Below are 15,766 nucleotides of genomic sequence, written 5' to 3'. Positions count from 1 at the left end.
GTACTACCCGGCGCAACAACGCTGGGATTTAGTTGCCGTGGAAACTTTCAGCCCATCTCTGCATGGGCTTTTTTCTCCGTCAATTCTCTGATGCTTCGCGCTTTTTATCCGTAAAAAGCTATAATGCACTAAAATGGTGCAACCTGTTCAGGAGACTGCTTTATGGCAACAGGCACGCAGCCCGATGCTGGGCAGATCCTCAACTCGCTGATTAACAGTATTTTGTTAATTGATGACAATCTGGCGATCCATTACGCCAACCCCGCCGCGCAACAACTGCTCGCCCAAAGCTCCCGCAAATTGTTTGGTACGCCGTTACCGGAACTGTTGAGCTACTTCTCATTAAATATCGAGCTGATGCAAGAAAGTCTGGAGGCGGGGCAAGGCTTTACCGATAACGAAGTGACGCTGGTCATCGACGGGCGCTCGCATATCCTTTCTGTGACGGCTCAGCGTATGCCGGACGGCATGATCCTGCTGGAGATGGCACCGATGGATAACCAGCGCCGCTTAAGTCAGGAACAGCTACAGCACGCCCAGCAGGTTGCTGCCCGTGATTTAGTGCGCGGCCTGGCACATGAGATTAAAAATCCGCTTGGCGGTTTACGTGGCGCGGCGCAGCTGCTCAGCAAAGCATTACCTGACCCGTCACTACTCGAATATACCAAAGTGATTATCGAACAGGCGGACCGGCTGCGAAATCTGGTCGACCGTCTGTTGGGGCCGCAGCTGCCCGGTACGCGTATTACCGAAAGTATTCACAAAGTGGCTGAACGCGTGGTGACGCTGGTGTCGATGGAACTGCCGAGCAACGTGCGGTTGATTCGGGATTACGACCCCAGCCTGCCGGAACTGGCGCACGACCCGGATCAAATTGAACAGGTCTTGCTGAATATTGTGCGCAATGCGCTACAGGCGCTGGGGCCGGAGGGTGGTGAAATCATTCTGCGTACCCGCACCGCGTTTCAACTGACCTTACACGGCGAGCGTTATCGGCTGGCGGCGCGAATTGATGTGGAAGATAACGGGCCAGGTATTCCGCCTCATTTGCAGGATACGCTGTTTTACCCGATGGTCAGCGGCCGCGAAGGTGGCACCGGGCTTGGCTTATCCATCGCCCGTAATTTGATTGATCAGCATTCAGGCAAAATTGAATTTACCAGTTGGCCAGGTCATACCGAGTTCTCGGTTTACCTGCCTATCAGGAAATAAAGGTGACGTTTATGCAACGAGGGATAGTCTGGGTAGTCGATGACGATAGTTCCATCCGTTGGGTGCTTGAACGTGCGCTCGCTGGAGCGGGTTTAACCTGTACGACATTTGAGAACGGCGCGGAAGTACTGGAGGCGCTGGCGAGCAAAACGCCGGATGTGCTGCTTTCAGATATCCGTATGCCGGGAATGGACGGGCTGGCGCTGCTCAAGCAGATTAAACAGCGCCATCCGATGCTTCCGGTCATCATTATGACCGCACATTCCGATCTGGATGCTGCCGTCAGCGCCTATCAACAAGGGGCGTTTGATTATCTGCCCAAACCGTTTGATATCGACGAAGCCGTGGCGCTGGTTGAGCGCGCCATCAGCCATTATCAGGAACAGCAGCAGCCGCGTAATGTTCAGCTTAACGGCCCAACGACCGATATCATCGGCGAAGCGCCAGCCATGCAGGACGTGTTCCGTATTATCGGTCGGCTTTCGCGTTCTTCTATTAGCGTGCTGATTAACGGCGAATCCGGCACCGGTAAAGAACTGGTCGCTCATGCCCTGCATCGCCACAGTCCGCGAGCCAAAGCGCCATTTATCGCGCTGAATATGGCGGCTATTCCGAAGGATTTGATCGAATCAGAACTGTTTGGTCACGAGAAAGGCGCGTTTACCGGCGCGAATACCATTCGTCAGGGGCGTTTTGAACAGGCCGATGGTGGCACATTATTCCTCGATGAAATTGGCGATATGCCGCTGGATGTGCAGACCCGTTTGCTGCGCGTGCTGGCAGACGGTCAGTTTTATCGCGTTGGCGGCTATGCGCCGGTGAAAGTGGATGTGCGGATTATCGCTGCCACTCACCAGAATCTTGAACAGCGGGTGCAGGAAGGTAAGTTCCGTGAGGATCTGTTCCACCGCCTGAACGTTATCCGCGTTCATTTGCCGCCACTGCGTGAGCGTCGGGAAGATATTCCCCGTCTGGCACGCCATTTTTTACAGGTTGCCGCGCGAGAGCTGGGCGTAGAAGCGAAGTTGCTGCATCCGGAAACCGAAGCCGCGCTGACGCGTCTGGCATGGCCAGGCAACGTGCGCCAGCTGGAAAACACCTGCCGCTGGCTAACGGTAATGGCTGCCGGACAGGAAGTGTTGATTCAGGATTTGCCTGGCGAACTGTTTGAATCAACGGTTGCGGAGAGTACTTCGCAAATGCAACCGGACAGTTGGGCGACGCTGTTAGCGCAGTGGGCAGACAGGGCGCTGCGTTCCGGTCATCAAAACCTGCTTTCCGAAGCGCAGCCTGAGCTGGAGCGGACGTTACTGACGACCGCGTTGCGACATACGCAGGGGCATAAACAGGAAGCGGCGCGGCTACTCGGCTGGGGCCGCAACACCCTGACGCGTAAGTTAAAAGAGCTAGGGATGGAGTGATTCACGGCTTGTGAGTAAAGATTGATTATTGAGCGCAAATTGCTGGTATTTTGCGCTTTACTGTTCCGATAAGTTCAGTATGATCTTGCCCGGAAAACGGGGAGAGTCATTATGCTGGAATCAATAATTAATCTGGTATCGAGTGGCGCAGTTGACAGCCACACACCACAAACTGCCGTTGCTGCCGTGCTGTGTGCCGCGATGATTGGGCTGTTTAGCTGAAGCTCGTTGTTTATGCCGGATGCGGAGAAAGTCGTAGGCCTGATAAGACGCGACCAGCGTCGCATCAGGCATCATGCTCAGATGCCAGATGCGGCGTAAACGCCTTATCTGGCCTACAAAAGCAATAATTTCTACAGGTTTTGTTGCCCAGCGCATCAGGCAATCTTGTTCTCAGCACATTGATGGCGCTTTCGTTTTCTACTTTGTAAACGAAGCGCCATTCACTATTTAAATCACCCGTGAGAACTGCTGCATCCGCGCTTTCTGGCGCAGATAGGTATCAAAGCACATGCAAATGTTGCGGATCAGCAAGCGACCTTTCGCCGTCACCTGAATCCCCTTCTCATCCACATCCACCAGCCCATCTTTTGCTAACGGGGCGAGCAGCTTGAGATCTTCCGCAAAGTAATCAGCGAAGTGCAAATCCCACTGTTGCTCAATGGGAGCGTAATCCAGACGGAAGTTGCAGATGAGCGACTTAATCACATCGCGGCGAATACAGTCATCACGCGTTAGCGCAATACCACGCCACAGCGCGTTGCCTTGTTCATCCACTTGCTGATAGTAGTGCTTCAACTCTTTCTGGTTCTGCGCGTAGCAGTCGCCAATCATACTGATGGCGGAAACGCCCATCCCCAGCAGATCGGTATCGCCCTGAGTGGTGTAGCCCTGGAAGTTACGATGCAGCACGCCTTCACGCTGGGCCACCGCCAGCTCGTCATCCGGGCGGGCAAAGTGATCCATCCCGATAAACTGATAGCCCGATTGCGTCAGGAAGGCAATGGTTTCCTGCAGGATATCGAGTTTTTGCTGCGGACTCGGCAGGTCAGCATCTTTGATTTTGCGCTGAGCAGCAAAAATGGTCGGCAAATGCGCGTAGTTAAAGACGCTCAGACGATCGGGGTTCAGCTCCGCCACACGTTTCAGGGTAAAGGCAAAACTTTCCGGCGTCTGTTTCGGCAGACCGTAAATCAGGTCGATGTTGGTGGAGGTAAAGCCAATCTCACGCGCATGGTTAAGCAGTGCAAAGATGAACTCTTCATCCTGCTCGCGGTTAACCAGACGTTGCACTTCTTTGTTGAAGTCCTGCACGCCCATGCTCAGGCGATTAAAGCCCTCGGCGCGTAAATGATCGAGTACATCCAGTTCGATTTCGCGCGGATCGACTTCGATCGAAATCTCCGCATCGGCATTGAACTGGAAGTTTTCGCGCAGCAGCTTCATCAGACGGCTGATTTGCGCTTTGTTCAGATACGTCGGCGTACCACCGCCCCAGTGCAGCTGGCTCACCTTGCGCCCGGCAAAAAGCGGTGCACGATGGACGATTTCTTGCTCCAGCGCGTCCAGATACTGATCGGCCTTGTGCTGCTGGCGAGTAACTATCTTATTGCAACCGCAGAAGTAACAAAGCTTATGGCAGAACGGAATATGTACGTAGAGAGATAATGGACGCTCAGGATAGCGCGCCACGGCTTGTAAAAACGCCTGTTCGCCGAAGTCTTCTGAAAACTCCAGCGCGGTCGGGTACGAGGTGTATCGTGGCCCGGAATAGTTATATTTCTGGATCAGGGCCAGATCCCAGTCGATTTGCTGTACAGACATGCTCACTCCTTCCGATGGCGTCTCTGGCGGCTACGGCGTACCGGCGGATGCCCGTTTCGGGTCATCAGCCGGTTGCGCAGCCACTTTTGTCGCCGCGACAACCGCTGTAGTTTAACGAATAACCACACCAGATAACATATAACCGGAAGGGTTATCAGCAGAACGGGAAGGCCCACGGCGGCAATCCGTTAGTTGCCCCGCAGCAGACGCATCATGTCTTCTTGCTTCTCGTCTTCTTCCTCTTCTTCGTCATCGTCATAAGAGAGGCCGAGTTTCTGCATCAACTCATCAATACGATCCAGTTTAGCATCCACCCAGGATTGCTCTTCGGCGCTCAGGGTTTCGCCTGCTTCCAGACGTTCCAGCAGCGCATCCAGACGCTCATCCGTTTCCAGTAATTCCAACTCCGCCTGCGGTGAAAGCATAGGTTTCTCACTCTTCGGTTTGTGCTGTTTGGTGACTTTTTCAGTCACGCCCAATGGAATAGGGGTTTTACTGCCAATACGTGGATCTTTTGGTGCGTTCTGGCCTTTGCTGCCTGACGAGGTGTTACCGCCCGCTGCGCGGCTGCCCGGCGCATGACCACGACGTTTTTTCTGACGCTTACGGTCACGAGCTTCCTGATCCAGCTCCTCGCGTGTTTTTCGACGCGCTTTTGCATGACCTTTGCTGCGTGAGTTTGAAGATGATGGTTTCATAATGGTTCGTCTTTTAGCCGTTTTATTCAGTATAGATTTGCGGCGGAATCTAACAGAAAGCAAGCAAAGAAAAAAGGCGACAGATTACTCTGTCGCCTTTTTTCCTGACTCATAACCCTTAACGGGTCTTACAATCCTTGCAGGCCGCCAACACACCCTGTTTTTCCATTAGCCGGAACAATCCGTGTTGATTCCATTTCCGTTTAATTACGTCTCCGGACGTTTGTCTTCCTGACAATCCTCTGTCTTCGCCTCCTGGCGCTCCTGACCCTCATCCTGAGTCATTGTTCCTGTTAGCGTCCTCGCTCTATGGGTGCTACTTTACGCCTTTGCTTTAAACAAACAATCAACCGCCATCAGTATTTGCACATTTTCAGAGTTTTATATAAAAGCAATTAACTGATTTATATAGCTTATTTGACATGCATCGCAGAATTTTCTCTGCTATTTCGCATAAAGACTATCGGCAATGTCTCACAAAGCGTATGGCTTTTACTTACAACGCTCACGCCGAAAAATCCGCCTTTTATTATGGTTCAGGTATAATCGCCGCAAAGCTTTGACTGACGGAGACGACCGCTTTGACTAATTTGAATTATCAACAGACGCATTTTGTGATGAGTGCGCCTGATATTCGCCACCTACCTTCCGATACCGGAATTGAAGTGGCTTTTGCAGGCCGTTCCAACGCAGGTAAATCCAGCGCGCTGAACACGCTGACTAACCAGAAAAGCCTGGCGCGGACCTCAAAAACCCCAGGGCGCACCCAGCTTATCAACCTGTTTGAAGTGGCTGACGGCAAGCGTCTGGTTGACTTGCCTGGGTACGGTTATGCGGAAGTCCCGGAAGAGATGAAGCGCAAATGGCAGCGCGCGCTCGGCGAGTACCTCGAAAAACGTCAGAGCCTGCAAGGTCTGGTGGTGCTAATGGATATTCGCCATCCGCTGAAAGATTTGGATCAGCAGATGATTGAGTGGGCGGTAGACAGCAATATCGCCGTGCTGGTGCTGCTGACCAAAGCGGACAAACTGGCAAGCGGCGCACGTAAAGCGCAATTGAATATGGTGCGTGAAGCGGTGCTGGCGTTTAACGGTGATGTGCAGGTTGAAACCTTCTCTTCACTGAAGAAACAAGGCGTGGACAAGCTGCGGCAGAAACTGGATACCTGGTTTAGCGAGATGCAGCCTGTAGAAGAAACGCAGGACGGCGAATAATTTTCTTGCCTTAATGCTTGTGCCGGATGTGGCGTATCCGGCCAGTAAATTCAATAGATTACACTTCTACCGTTGGCCTGATAAACATGGCGCATCAGGCATTACGGATCTTTTCTTTCGCCCAATAAAAAACGCCCCAGTCATTACTGACTGGGGCGGCTAAAATATTCAGCCAAATCCGATTACGTGAAGTAAAAGGTCTGAAAGATAGAACATCTTACCTCTGTACCCTACGCGACTAACTTTACTCTTTTTTGTTCAGTTCAGAAAGCATTTTTTGTAATTTTTTTTCAGTTGTTGCATAGGAATTTCTAATAGCCATCACAAAACGTGACAGCTTATGTTGCTTACTTACGAAAAAAGGGCATGTTCAGGCGAATCTTAGTGCGCCTGATCCCAGTTTTCGCCACTCCCCACTTCCACCAGCAACGGCACATCCAGACGGGTACAGTTTTCCATCAGTTGATGAATCTGCTTCGCGACGGCATCGACATCATCTTTATGAACTTCAAATACCAGTTCATCGTGTACCTGCATGATCATACGTACACGCGGTTGCTCAGCCTGTAGCCACGCATCAACGGCAATCATCGCCCGTTTGATAATGTCGGCGGCGGTTCCCTGCATTGGCGCGTTAATGGCTGCACGTTCAGCCGCTGCACGACGAGCACCATTGCTGGATTTGATATCCGGCAGATACAGACGGCGTCCGTCCAGCGTTTCAACGTAGCCCTGCTCTTTCGCCTGAGCACGGGTGCGTTCCATATACTCCAGCACGCCAGGGTAGCGTTCGAAGTAAAGGTCCATGTACTTCTGCGCTTCTTTACGTGGAATGTTCAATTGCCGCGCCAGGCCGAAAGCACTCATGCCATAAATCAGACCAAAGTTGATCGCTTTCGCGCTACGGCGTTGCTCGCTGGTTACGGTTTCCAGTGGCAAACCAAACACTTCTGCCGCCGTAGCCCGGTGGATATCTTTTCCTTCCGCGAATGCGGTCAGCAAGCCTTTGTCACGCGAGAGATGCGCCATAATGCGCAGTTCAATCTGCGAGTAGTCCGCCGAGACAATCACATAATCCTCTGGCGCAATAAACGCCTGGCGGATACGACGACCTTCTTCATTACGCACCGGAATGTTTTGCAGGTTAGGATCGGTTGACGATAAACGTCCCGTTGCGGTTACTGCCTGGTGATAAGAGGTATGTACACGCCCGGTTTTCGGGTTGATCATCAGCGGCAGCTTGTCGGTGTAGGTCGATTTCAGCTTCGCCAGACCACGATACTCCAGAATCACTTTTGGCAACGGATAGTCCAGCGCCAGTTCTTCCAGTACCTCTTCCGACGTTGACGGCGCGCCACCCGGCGTTTTCTTCAGCGGTTTAATGCCCTGTTTTTCAAACAGAATGGTTTGTAACTGCTTGGTGGAAGAAAGGTTAAATTCTTCACCTGCAATTTCATGCGCTTTCTTTTCCAGCTCAGCCAGACGCAAGGTGAGCTCTTCAGAGTGATTGTGCAGTACTTTCGGATCGATCTTCACACCGTTACGTTCAATGCGTGAAAGCACCGGCACCAGCGGCATTTCGATATTCTCGAAGACGTTCAACGGCCCTTTGTGTTTTTGCAGATCCGGCCACATTTTCAGATGCAACTGCAAGGTGACATCTGCATCTTCGGCGGCGTAACGTCCGGCTTCTTCGAGGGCAATCTGGTTAAAGGTCAGTTGATTTTTGCCTTTACCCGCAATCTCTTCAAAAGTGATGGTTTTGTGCTTCAACCAACGTTCCGCGAGGCTGTCCATATCGTGACGCCCGGCAACGCTATTGAGAATGTAGGACTCCAGCATGGTATCAAACGCAATCCCACGTAGTTCAATGCCGTAGTTCGCCAGAATACCGCGATCGTATTTCAGGTTTTGCCCGACCTTCAGCGCCTTTTCATCTTCCAGCAGCGGTTTTAGCAACTCGAGTGCACGCTCGCGAGAGATTTGATCGGGCGCATCAAGATAATCATGAGCAACCGGAATATATGCCGCTACGCCTGGCTCGATAGCAAAAGAAAGCCCGACCAGGTTAGCAGAGATGTTATCAAGGCTGTCGGTTTCGGTATCAAATGCAAATACCGGCGCTTTTTCCAGCTTCGCAATCCACTCTTTCAGTGTTTCTTCATCAAGGATGGTGACGTAGTTGTCATAAGAAATCACCGTTGCCGTCACTTCTGGCGCTTCGTCTGCAACACTGGTTTCCTGCGGCTTGGCTGCGGGTTTCGCCCCTTTGGCCTGTAGCCATTTGCCCGCTTCGACATCAGCAGTCCAGCGTTTGAACTCATACTTTTTGAACAGCCCTAACAACTCTTCCGCCGCCGGTGGCTGCACTTCCAGTTGTTCACAGGTCAGCTCCAGTTCAACGTCGGTTTTAATCGTCGCCAGCTGGTATGAGAGATAAGCAACTTCTTTGTTTTGCTCGAGCTTCGCTGCCATTGTTTTCGCGCCACGGAAGCTCAACCCAGCAATTTTGTCTGGCTCGGCATACAGCGTATCCAGTCCGCCAAGACCTTGCAGCAATGCCTGCGCGGTTTTTTCACCGACGCCCGGTACGCCAGGAATGTTATCAGAGGAGTCACCCATCAGCGCCAGGAAATCGATGATCAGTTCTGGCGGCACGCCGTACTTATTCACCACCTCTTCCGGTCCGAGGATGGTATTCGTCATGGTATTGATAAGCGTAATATTTGGCGTCACCAGCTGCGCCATATCTTTATCGCCAGTGCTGATCAGCACCGGACGCCCGGCTTTTTCGGCTTCGCGCGCCAGAGTACCGATAACGTCGTCCGCTTCTACGCCAGAAACCGCCAGCAGCGGCAGTCCCATCGCTTTAACCATCGCGTGCAGAGGTTCGATTTGTGCTCGCAGATCGTCCGGCATTGGCGGGCGATGTGATTTGTAATGTTCAAACAGTTCATCACGAAAGGTTTTTCCCTTGGCGTCAAAGACCACCGCTGCATGCGTCGGTTTATATTGCATGATCAGACTGCGCAGCATGTTGAGGACACCATACATCGCACCAGTCGGCTCGCCTGCACTGTTAGTCAGCGGGGGAAACGCGTGATATGCGCGATAAAGATAAGATGAACCATCTACAAGGATAAGTGGATTTTGGGGGATCTGAACCATAATGTCCGTGCCTGTTTATCAGATTATGGGTAAAGGATGCCACAGACAGGATGAAAACATGAGTTTTTCACCGCTTTTCGTGAAAATCTTTTGTAGATCTTCTGGATCGCTCGCAAATCGTCATGTGGATAACTTTGTGCATAAATTATTTACATCACTTTTAATTTATTATCATGCTTTTTACAGCATGATGTTTATCTTTGTTTTTCATGCAGTTAAAAATAAAGCCATCCCTAATAATTGAGATAATGGGATTTTTTCTAATGTGGATAGATATGAATTATTTTTCTCCTTAAGGATCATCCGTTATTTGGGTCGTTTTCTGCTAAAATCTGCGCCTTGCGCTTCTTTAGCGCACTGTCTATGGCTAACCTTTTGAATAAATTCATTATGACGAGAATACTCGCTGCGATAACCCTTTTGCTGAGTATCGTATTGACCATTTTGGTCACTATTTTTTGTTCCGTCCCGATCATCATTGCCGGGATTGTAAAACTATTGCTACCTGTGCCAGTCATTTGGCGAAAGGTTTCGCGTTTTTGTGATTTTATGATGTATTGCTGGTGTGAAGGTCTGGCGGTATTACTGCATCTGAACCCACACCTGCAATGGGAAGTTCACGGGCTGGAAGGGTTAAGTAAGAAGAACTGGTATCTGCTTATTTGTAACCACCGTAGTTGGGCAGATATTGTCGTACTGTGCGTGCTGTTTCGTAAGCACATTCCGATGAATAAATATTTCCTCAAGCAACAGCTGGCCTGGGTGCCATTTCTTGGCCTGGCGTGCTGGGCGCTGGATATGCCGTTTATGAAGCGTTATTCCCGCGCTTATTTATTACGTCATCCGGAGCGACGTGGTAAAGATGTTGAAACCACTCGGCGTTCTTGTGAAAAGTTTCGCCTGCATCCCACCACCATTGTCAATTTCGTTGAAGGCTCCCGTTTCACGCAAGAAAAACATCAGCAAACCCACTCCACTTTTCAAAACTTGTTGCCACCAAAGGCGGCAGGCATTGCGATGGCGCTAAATGTACTGGGTAAACAATTCGATAAACTGCTTAATGTTACGCTGTGTTATCCGGACAATAACCGTCAGCCGTTCTTCGATATGTTAAGCGGTAAACTGACGCGAATTGTCGTACATGTGGATTTACAGCCTATTGCCGATGAGTTACATGGCGACTACATCAATGACAAAAGCTTTAAGCGCCATTTTCAGCAATGGCTGAACTCATTGTGGCAGGAAAAAGACCGGCTTCTGACATCGTTGATGTCATCACAGCGGCAGGAAAAGTAAGTTTTACTCGCCTCTGAATGAGCAGAGGCGAGTGAGTATTTTAATGAACAAAACGTCCGGCACGAGACATAAATTCTTCTTCGCTCATCTCCTGTCCGTTAAAAACAACTTTACCCGGTGTATAACGCAGCTGCAGCGAGGCGGTATTGTTGTCAATCGTGATTAACTGAAACATCTGACCTAAGGTCATCATCCCGCTGATTTGTTTATCAGCCTGCTTTTGCGCTTTTTCAGCATCCATCCCTTCAGATAAATTAAGCTGTTTTGCGGTTTCTGTGACGACATTAAGCGGTAACTTCACATCAAAATTGAGCGATTTAATATCTTTGTTTGTGGATGATGAAGATTTGGCTGGGTCGGCAATACTGATATCCAGATTGGCATTTAGTTCGCCGAGTGCGTTCTTCCATCTTACCGGTTGTTTAATGGTCGGCTCACTTTTTTGTAATAACGGTAAATACTCTTTGAACAATGCAGCATTCACTTCTTGCAGAGCAACTTCATCGTTTGCTAACTCAGGGTGTGCAGCAAGGTGCTTCTGCATCGCAATGTTATACTGGATGATAAATTGGCGCACCGCTGACGGATCAATAGATTCAGCAATCAATGACCACTCACCACTACCGAGTTGCTGATTCCCTTTTATTAACTTATCAAGTTCGTAGGTCAGATTGACATTGATATAATCTTTGTCTTTAACGCGATCCAGCCTGGTTTTTGCAACGAAAGCATCGATTTGGGCAACGACTTCCCCCTGGTTGATAATATTAACCTGATTAAATTTCGACTCGCTTTCACCAACCGGAAATTTCTTTTCTTCTAATCGTGTCAGAGAATCAAAGGTAAAACTTTTCGCCGTTACTTTGTTCATTGGTGAAAATTGCAGAACAATATCTTCGACTTTGCCTTCACTATCCAGGTTAGACAATGAACTACCATCACCATTAAAAGTAAACTGGCCCTCACCAAAAGAAAACTTTCCATATTTTGCAGGGGCAACATCTAATGTCGTGGAGAATGAGCCACCAAACGCGAATCGCAATGTCGCTTCCACGGGCGATTTATTTTTTGCGGCGATAAATAGCGGTTGTGTCAGTTCATTATTCACTAAGTTCACTTTTGCCGCTGCCAGTGCGGGGATGACATTACCACGCATTAACATTGTGATGGGCAACGGACCGTGCTCAACATCCACATCAAATGCAACTTTCTGGCCTGGCTTGATATTGAGATCGGGTGCACCGTTATCAAATGTTATTTGCATTTGAAAATGAGAATTAAAAAAGCCTTTGTCAAAGTTTTTATAACTTAACGTCATATCGTAGGCATGTTCACCTTTCTTTTTAGCATCGTTAAAATCTTTAATAAACTTTTCGACACCAGGCTGAATTTGCGTACCTGTGTACCATGTGCCACCACCCCAGATTACGGCTAACGCAACAATAACACCTGTAGCTGACTTACGTATCATATAAATATTCCCTGATAAAACAGCAAAACTTTGAATATCCACTTATGCTGAAATAATGTCCAGCGGCAGGACGCATTATCAGAATGTATTTATATTTATTAAATAATAAAAAAAGCCCGTGAATATTCACGGACTTTATGTAATTTACATTGAATTATTTTTTCTCGGACAGATATTTCACTGTATCAGCATACTGCTGAACAAAAACATCCATATTGCTGGTATCCATACCCTGCGGATTCAGCTGATATTTACCGTTAACAAACATCGCCGGAACACCACGCAATTGCACGTCAGCTGCAGCTTTTTCCTGCTGAGCGACCAGGGATTTCACCACGAAGCTGTTCCACGCCGCGTCGTACTCTTCACCTTTAATACCTGCGTTGATAAATACATCGCGGATATCAGATGCTGAACGAATGGTCTGGGTTTTCTGTACGCCTTCAAACAGCGGAACAGTGACTTTGTCTTCCACGCCCAGTGCCATCGCCACTGCCCATGCCTGAGTCAGATCTTTGCCCAGGTCACCCCCCATGAAGTTGACGTGGTATTTAGTCATCTTCACGCCTTCCGGCAGTTTTTTCTTCACGTTATCAGAAATATGCAGAACTTCTTCAAACTGATAGCAGTGCGGGCAGAAGAAAGAGAAAAACTCCAGCACTTGCGGCGCGCCAGCTACCGGTTTTTCCAGGGTAGTGTACTGTTTACCATCTTCATACTGCGCCGCCGATGCGCTAAACGCTAAAACTAAACCAGCCAGCGCCAGCCAAATCTTTTTCATGATCTACTCTCTCCGATTAATACATAGGTGTTAATTGCAAAGGGGGTTCTTGTAGAACTTTTGCCTGTTCTATAAAAGTCGCCGTCTGTCGTAGCCAGTAATCTTCCCCGGTTAACCACGGGAAATTTTTCGGGAACGCGGGATCAGCCCAACGCCGCATTAGCCAGGCAAGATAATAAACCAAACGCATGGCGCGTAAAGGTTCAATCAGTCCGATTTCAGCGGTGTCGAACTCGCTAAATTCTTCATAAGCCTCAATAATAGTTTCCAGTTGCATCCGCTGCTCGGCTTTATCGCCATTGAGCAACATCCACAAATCCTGAATAGCCGGACCATTACGTGCATCATCCAGATCAACAAACATTGGACCATCGCGCCAGAGAATATTCCCAGCGTGGCAGTCTCCATGTAGCCGCAGAACGGTGAAATCTTCCCGCCAGTGTGCTGTAACGGCGGCGATCAGCTCATCTGTCGCTTTCAGAAATGCCGCTTTCAACCCGGAAGGTATCAGTGTAGCGTCCTCAAACAGCTTGCGAGGCTCAATGAGATATTCATTCAGACCGATGGTCGGGCGATGGATAAAAAGCTGTTTGCGCCCCGTCTGGTGCATACGCCCTAAATAACGCCCAACCGCTTCCATCTGATCGATATTATCAGCTTCGAACTGGCGACCACCGACGCTTGGAAAAACAGCGAAATAAAATCCCTGATGATTCAATAAAGTCTGACCGTTAAAGGCCACAGGTGCTGCGACCGGAACTTCATCATTTACCAACTGCAACGCAAATTGATGTTCTTCGAGGATTTGATCGGCTGTCCAACGTTCAGGACGATAAAATTTGACGACAAAACGTCGACGATCTTCGTCCTGAAATTGATAGACACGGTTTTCATAGCTGTTAAGCGGGGTAAGACCGGAATCCACCCGGATCCCTTGCTCAAACAGAGCATCCATGATGGTATCCGGGTGTAGTGTCTGGAAAGTAAAAGCGCTGTTGTTCATCCCATCATCCGGAAAACATTACGAATGATGAAGGATATCATTTCATGATGATTTTGGTGGCACCGCTTACAAGCTTTTACTCTTTAATTACGCCACGTGCGCGTAATAGCGCCGTTTTGAAATCTTCTTCATAATCTTTCTGCAAACCCGGGATCACCGCATCTTTCGCGGAATCACGCATTTTCAGGTGATAGATCAGAATGTCATCCGTCAAATCCGCCAGTTCGCCGTCAAAACCTGACTCTTTCGCCAGTTTCTGCAAAAATTGCAGCAGGTTAAGGTCTGGCTCTTTTTGCCAGGCTGGCTGGAGGAGTTCAATAACTTCATTCAGACGTTTACATTTCATAGTAATGCTCCTTACTCTTGAGACAGACACGTTAGCAGGGTCAATCCCACAATAAAAGAGGCGATATCGGTGAATCTGATGACGACGATAACAGGCGTTGTGCTGGCGGGCGGTAAAGCCAGACGAATGGGCGGCGTAGATAAAGGATTGCTTGAATTAAACGGCAAACCATTATGGCAACATGTCGCTGACGCGCTTATGACGCAGCTCTCTCACGTCGTGGTTAATGCTAATCGTCATCAGGAAATCTATCAGGCAAGCGGTCTGAAAGTGATTGAAGATTCACTGGCGGATTACCCTGGCCCTCTGGCAGGAATGCTTTCAGTAATGCAGCAGGAAGCGGGTGAGTGGTTTTTGTTTTGCCCGTGCGATACGCCTTACATTCCCCATGATTTAGCCTCCCGGCTTAATCATCAGCGCAAAGATGCGCCTGTCGTGTGGGTCCACGACGGTGAACGCGATCACCCGACTATTGCTCTGGTAAACCGCGCAATTGAGCCTTTATTACAAGAATATCTGCAAGCAGGAGAACGCCGGGTTATGGCATTTATGCGTCTGGCTGGAGGTCATGCGGTTGATTTCAGCGATCATAAAGATGCATTTGTAAACGTGAATACGCCAGAGGAGCTTGCCCGGTGGCAGGAAAAACGATGATACCGTTACTCGCCTTTGCCGCGTGGAGTGGCACCGGAAAAACTACGCTTTTGAAAAAACTGATCCCGGCATTATGCGCCAGAGGGATCCGTCCAGGGCTGATTAAGCATACGCACCATGATATGGATGTTGATAAGCCAGGCAAAGATAGCTATGAGCTGCGCAAGGCTGGCGCGGCACAAACCATCGTTGCCAGCCAGCAACGATGGGCCTTGATGACGGAAACACCAGACGAAGAAGAGCTGGATCTACATTTTCTCGCAAGTCGAATGGATACCTCAAAGCTGGATTTGATTCTGGTCGAAGGGTTTAAGCATGAAGAGATCGCAAAGATTGTGCTGTTTCGCGATGGAGCCGGACATCGACCGGAAGAATTAGTGATAGACAGGCATGTTATTGCTGTAGCCAGTGATGTGCCGCTTAATCTTGATGTCGCGTTACTGGATATTAATGATGTTGAGGGGCTGGCTGATTTTGTGGTGGAGTGGATGCAAAATCAGGACGGATAAGCAAGAGTAGGCTGGATCAGACGCGCCAGCGTCGCATCCGACCTTTTTCTGCACCAGCGCAAAAAGGCCATCCTGACGGATGGCCTTTCGCTTAATTTGATGCCTGGCAGTTCCCTACTCTCGCATGGGGAGACCCCACACTACCATCGGCGCTACGGCGTTTCACTTC

General features: G+C 49.5%; 14 protein-coding genes and 1 pseudogene. 7 read left to right on the top strand and 8 right to left on the bottom strand.

Annotated features, from left to right (window positions below):
• Nucleotides 1–162 precede the first annotated feature (162 nt).
• The 3 genes from glnL to ACJHX7_RS24755 all read left to right on the top strand — a co-directional run bounded on the left by glnL (nt 163) and on the right by ACJHX7_RS24755 (nt 2,855).
• Nucleotides 163–1,212 carry a nitrogen regulation protein NR(II) gene (gene glnL / locus ACJHX7_RS24765; RefSeq protein WP_000190575.1) on the top strand — a complete coding sequence of 350 codons (1,050 nt, stop codon included), beginning with the start codon at nt 163–165 and terminating at the stop codon, nt 1,210–1,212.
• A gap of 11 nt (nt 1,213–1,223) precedes the next feature.
• Nucleotides 1,224–2,633 (top strand): nitrogen regulation protein NR(I), encoded by a 1,410-nt coding sequence (gene glnG, locus ACJHX7_RS24760; protein WP_001188777.1) that lies wholly within the window; start codon nt 1,224–1,226, stop codon nt 2,631–2,633.
• 111 nt (nt 2,634–2,744) lie between these two features.
• Nucleotides 2,745–2,855: a YshB family small membrane protein gene (locus tag ACJHX7_RS24755; RefSeq protein ID WP_000893994.1), complete on the top strand. Its 111-nt coding sequence runs from the start codon at nt 2,745–2,747 to the stop codon at nt 2,853–2,855.
• Nucleotides 2,856–3,083: 228 nt separating this feature from the next.
• Here ACJHX7_RS24755 and hemN read toward each other — a convergent pair whose 3' ends face one another.
• The 3 genes and pseudogenes from hemN to ACJHX7_RS24740 form a co-directional block, all read right to left on the bottom strand.
• Nucleotides 3,084–4,457 carry an oxygen-independent coproporphyrinogen III oxidase gene (hemN, locus tag ACJHX7_RS24750; RefSeq protein ID WP_001590951.1) on the bottom strand — a complete coding sequence of 458 codons (1,374 nt, stop codon included), beginning with the start codon at nt 4,455–4,457 and terminating at the stop codon, nt 3,084–3,086.
• A 188-nt stretch (nt 4,458–4,645) separates the two neighbouring features.
• Nucleotides 4,646–5,155, bottom strand: a complete 510-nt coding sequence (yihI, locus tag ACJHX7_RS24745; RefSeq protein WP_001572146.1) for a Der GTPase-activating protein YihI — start codon at nt 5,153–5,155, stop codon at nt 4,646–4,648.
• A 118-nt stretch (nt 5,156–5,273) separates the two neighbouring features.
• Nucleotides 5,274–5,440, bottom strand: a pseudogene (locus ACJHX7_RS24740) (hypothetical protein).
• A 296-nt stretch (nt 5,441–5,736) separates the two neighbouring features.
• Between ACJHX7_RS24740 and yihA the strand changes: the two are divergent.
• Nucleotides 5,737–6,369 (top strand): ribosome biogenesis GTP-binding protein YihA/YsxC, encoded by a 633-nt coding sequence (gene yihA / locus ACJHX7_RS24735; protein WP_000183349.1) that lies wholly within the window; start codon nt 5,737–5,739, stop codon nt 6,367–6,369.
• Between the two features lie 381 nt (nt 6,370–6,750).
• Here yihA and polA read toward each other — a convergent pair whose 3' ends face one another.
• Nucleotides 6,751–9,537, bottom strand: coding sequence for a DNA polymerase I (gene polA / locus ACJHX7_RS24730; protein WP_410231721.1), 2,787 nt, complete (start codon nt 9,535–9,537; stop codon nt 6,751–6,753).
• 363 nt (nt 9,538–9,900) lie between these two features.
• On the opposite strand from polA, the gene ACJHX7_RS24725 reads away from it, so the two are divergent.
• Nucleotides 9,901–10,833, top strand: a complete 933-nt coding sequence (locus ACJHX7_RS24725; protein WP_001443189.1) for an acyltransferase — start codon at nt 9,901–9,903, stop codon at nt 10,831–10,833.
• Between the two features lie 40 nt (nt 10,834–10,873).
• Here ACJHX7_RS24725 and ACJHX7_RS24720 read toward each other — a convergent pair whose 3' ends face one another.
• The 4 genes from ACJHX7_RS24720 to ACJHX7_RS24705 all read right to left on the bottom strand — a co-directional run bounded on the left by ACJHX7_RS24720 (nt 10,874) and on the right by ACJHX7_RS24705 (nt 14,434).
• Nucleotides 10,874–12,304: a DUF945 family protein gene (locus ACJHX7_RS24720; protein ID WP_094030514.1), complete on the bottom strand. Its 1,431-nt coding sequence runs from the start codon at nt 12,302–12,304 to the stop codon at nt 10,874–10,876.
• Between the two features lie 154 nt (nt 12,305–12,458).
• Nucleotides 12,459–13,085: a thiol:disulfide interchange protein DsbA gene (gene dsbA / locus ACJHX7_RS24715; protein WP_000725337.1), complete on the bottom strand. Its 627-nt coding sequence runs from the start codon at nt 13,083–13,085 to the stop codon at nt 12,459–12,461.
• A gap of 16 nt (nt 13,086–13,101) precedes the next feature.
• Nucleotides 13,102–14,088 carry a stress response kinase SrkA gene (srkA, locus tag ACJHX7_RS24710; RefSeq protein ID WP_001065516.1) on the bottom strand — a complete coding sequence of 329 codons (987 nt, stop codon included), beginning with the start codon at nt 14,086–14,088 and terminating at the stop codon, nt 13,102–13,104.
• A 76-nt stretch (nt 14,089–14,164) separates the two neighbouring features.
• Entirely contained in the window at nt 14,165–14,434 is a 270-nt protein-coding gene (locus ACJHX7_RS24705) for a YihD family protein (RefSeq protein WP_001295263.1), read from the bottom strand.
• A 69-nt stretch (nt 14,435–14,503) separates the two neighbouring features.
• Here ACJHX7_RS24705 and mobA point away from each other — a divergent pair, with 69 nt between their 5' ends.
• The gene (mobA, locus tag ACJHX7_RS24700; RefSeq protein ID WP_094030515.1) at nt 14,504–15,088 is read left to right on the top strand and encodes a molybdenum cofactor guanylyltransferase MobA; all 585 of its coding nucleotides are present in this window, start codon (nt 14,504–14,506) and stop codon (nt 15,086–15,088) included.
• A complete protein-coding gene (gene mobB, locus ACJHX7_RS24695; protein WP_000907615.1) occupies nt 15,070–15,597 on the top strand; it encodes a molybdopterin-guanine dinucleotide biosynthesis protein MobB in 528 nt (175 codons plus the stop codon). The genes mobA and mobB overlap by 19 nt, the downstream gene beginning before the upstream one ends.
• Nucleotides 15,598–15,766 lie beyond the last annotated feature (169 nt).

This window comes from Escherichia sp. WS1451 (genome assembly GCF_046487365.1).
Lineage (GTDB): Bacteria > Pseudomonadota > Gammaproteobacteria > Enterobacterales > Enterobacteriaceae > Escherichia > Escherichia coli.
The sequence above is the reverse complement of the archived record's forward strand: the minus strand, read 5'-3'. Positions and strand labels throughout refer to the sequence as shown.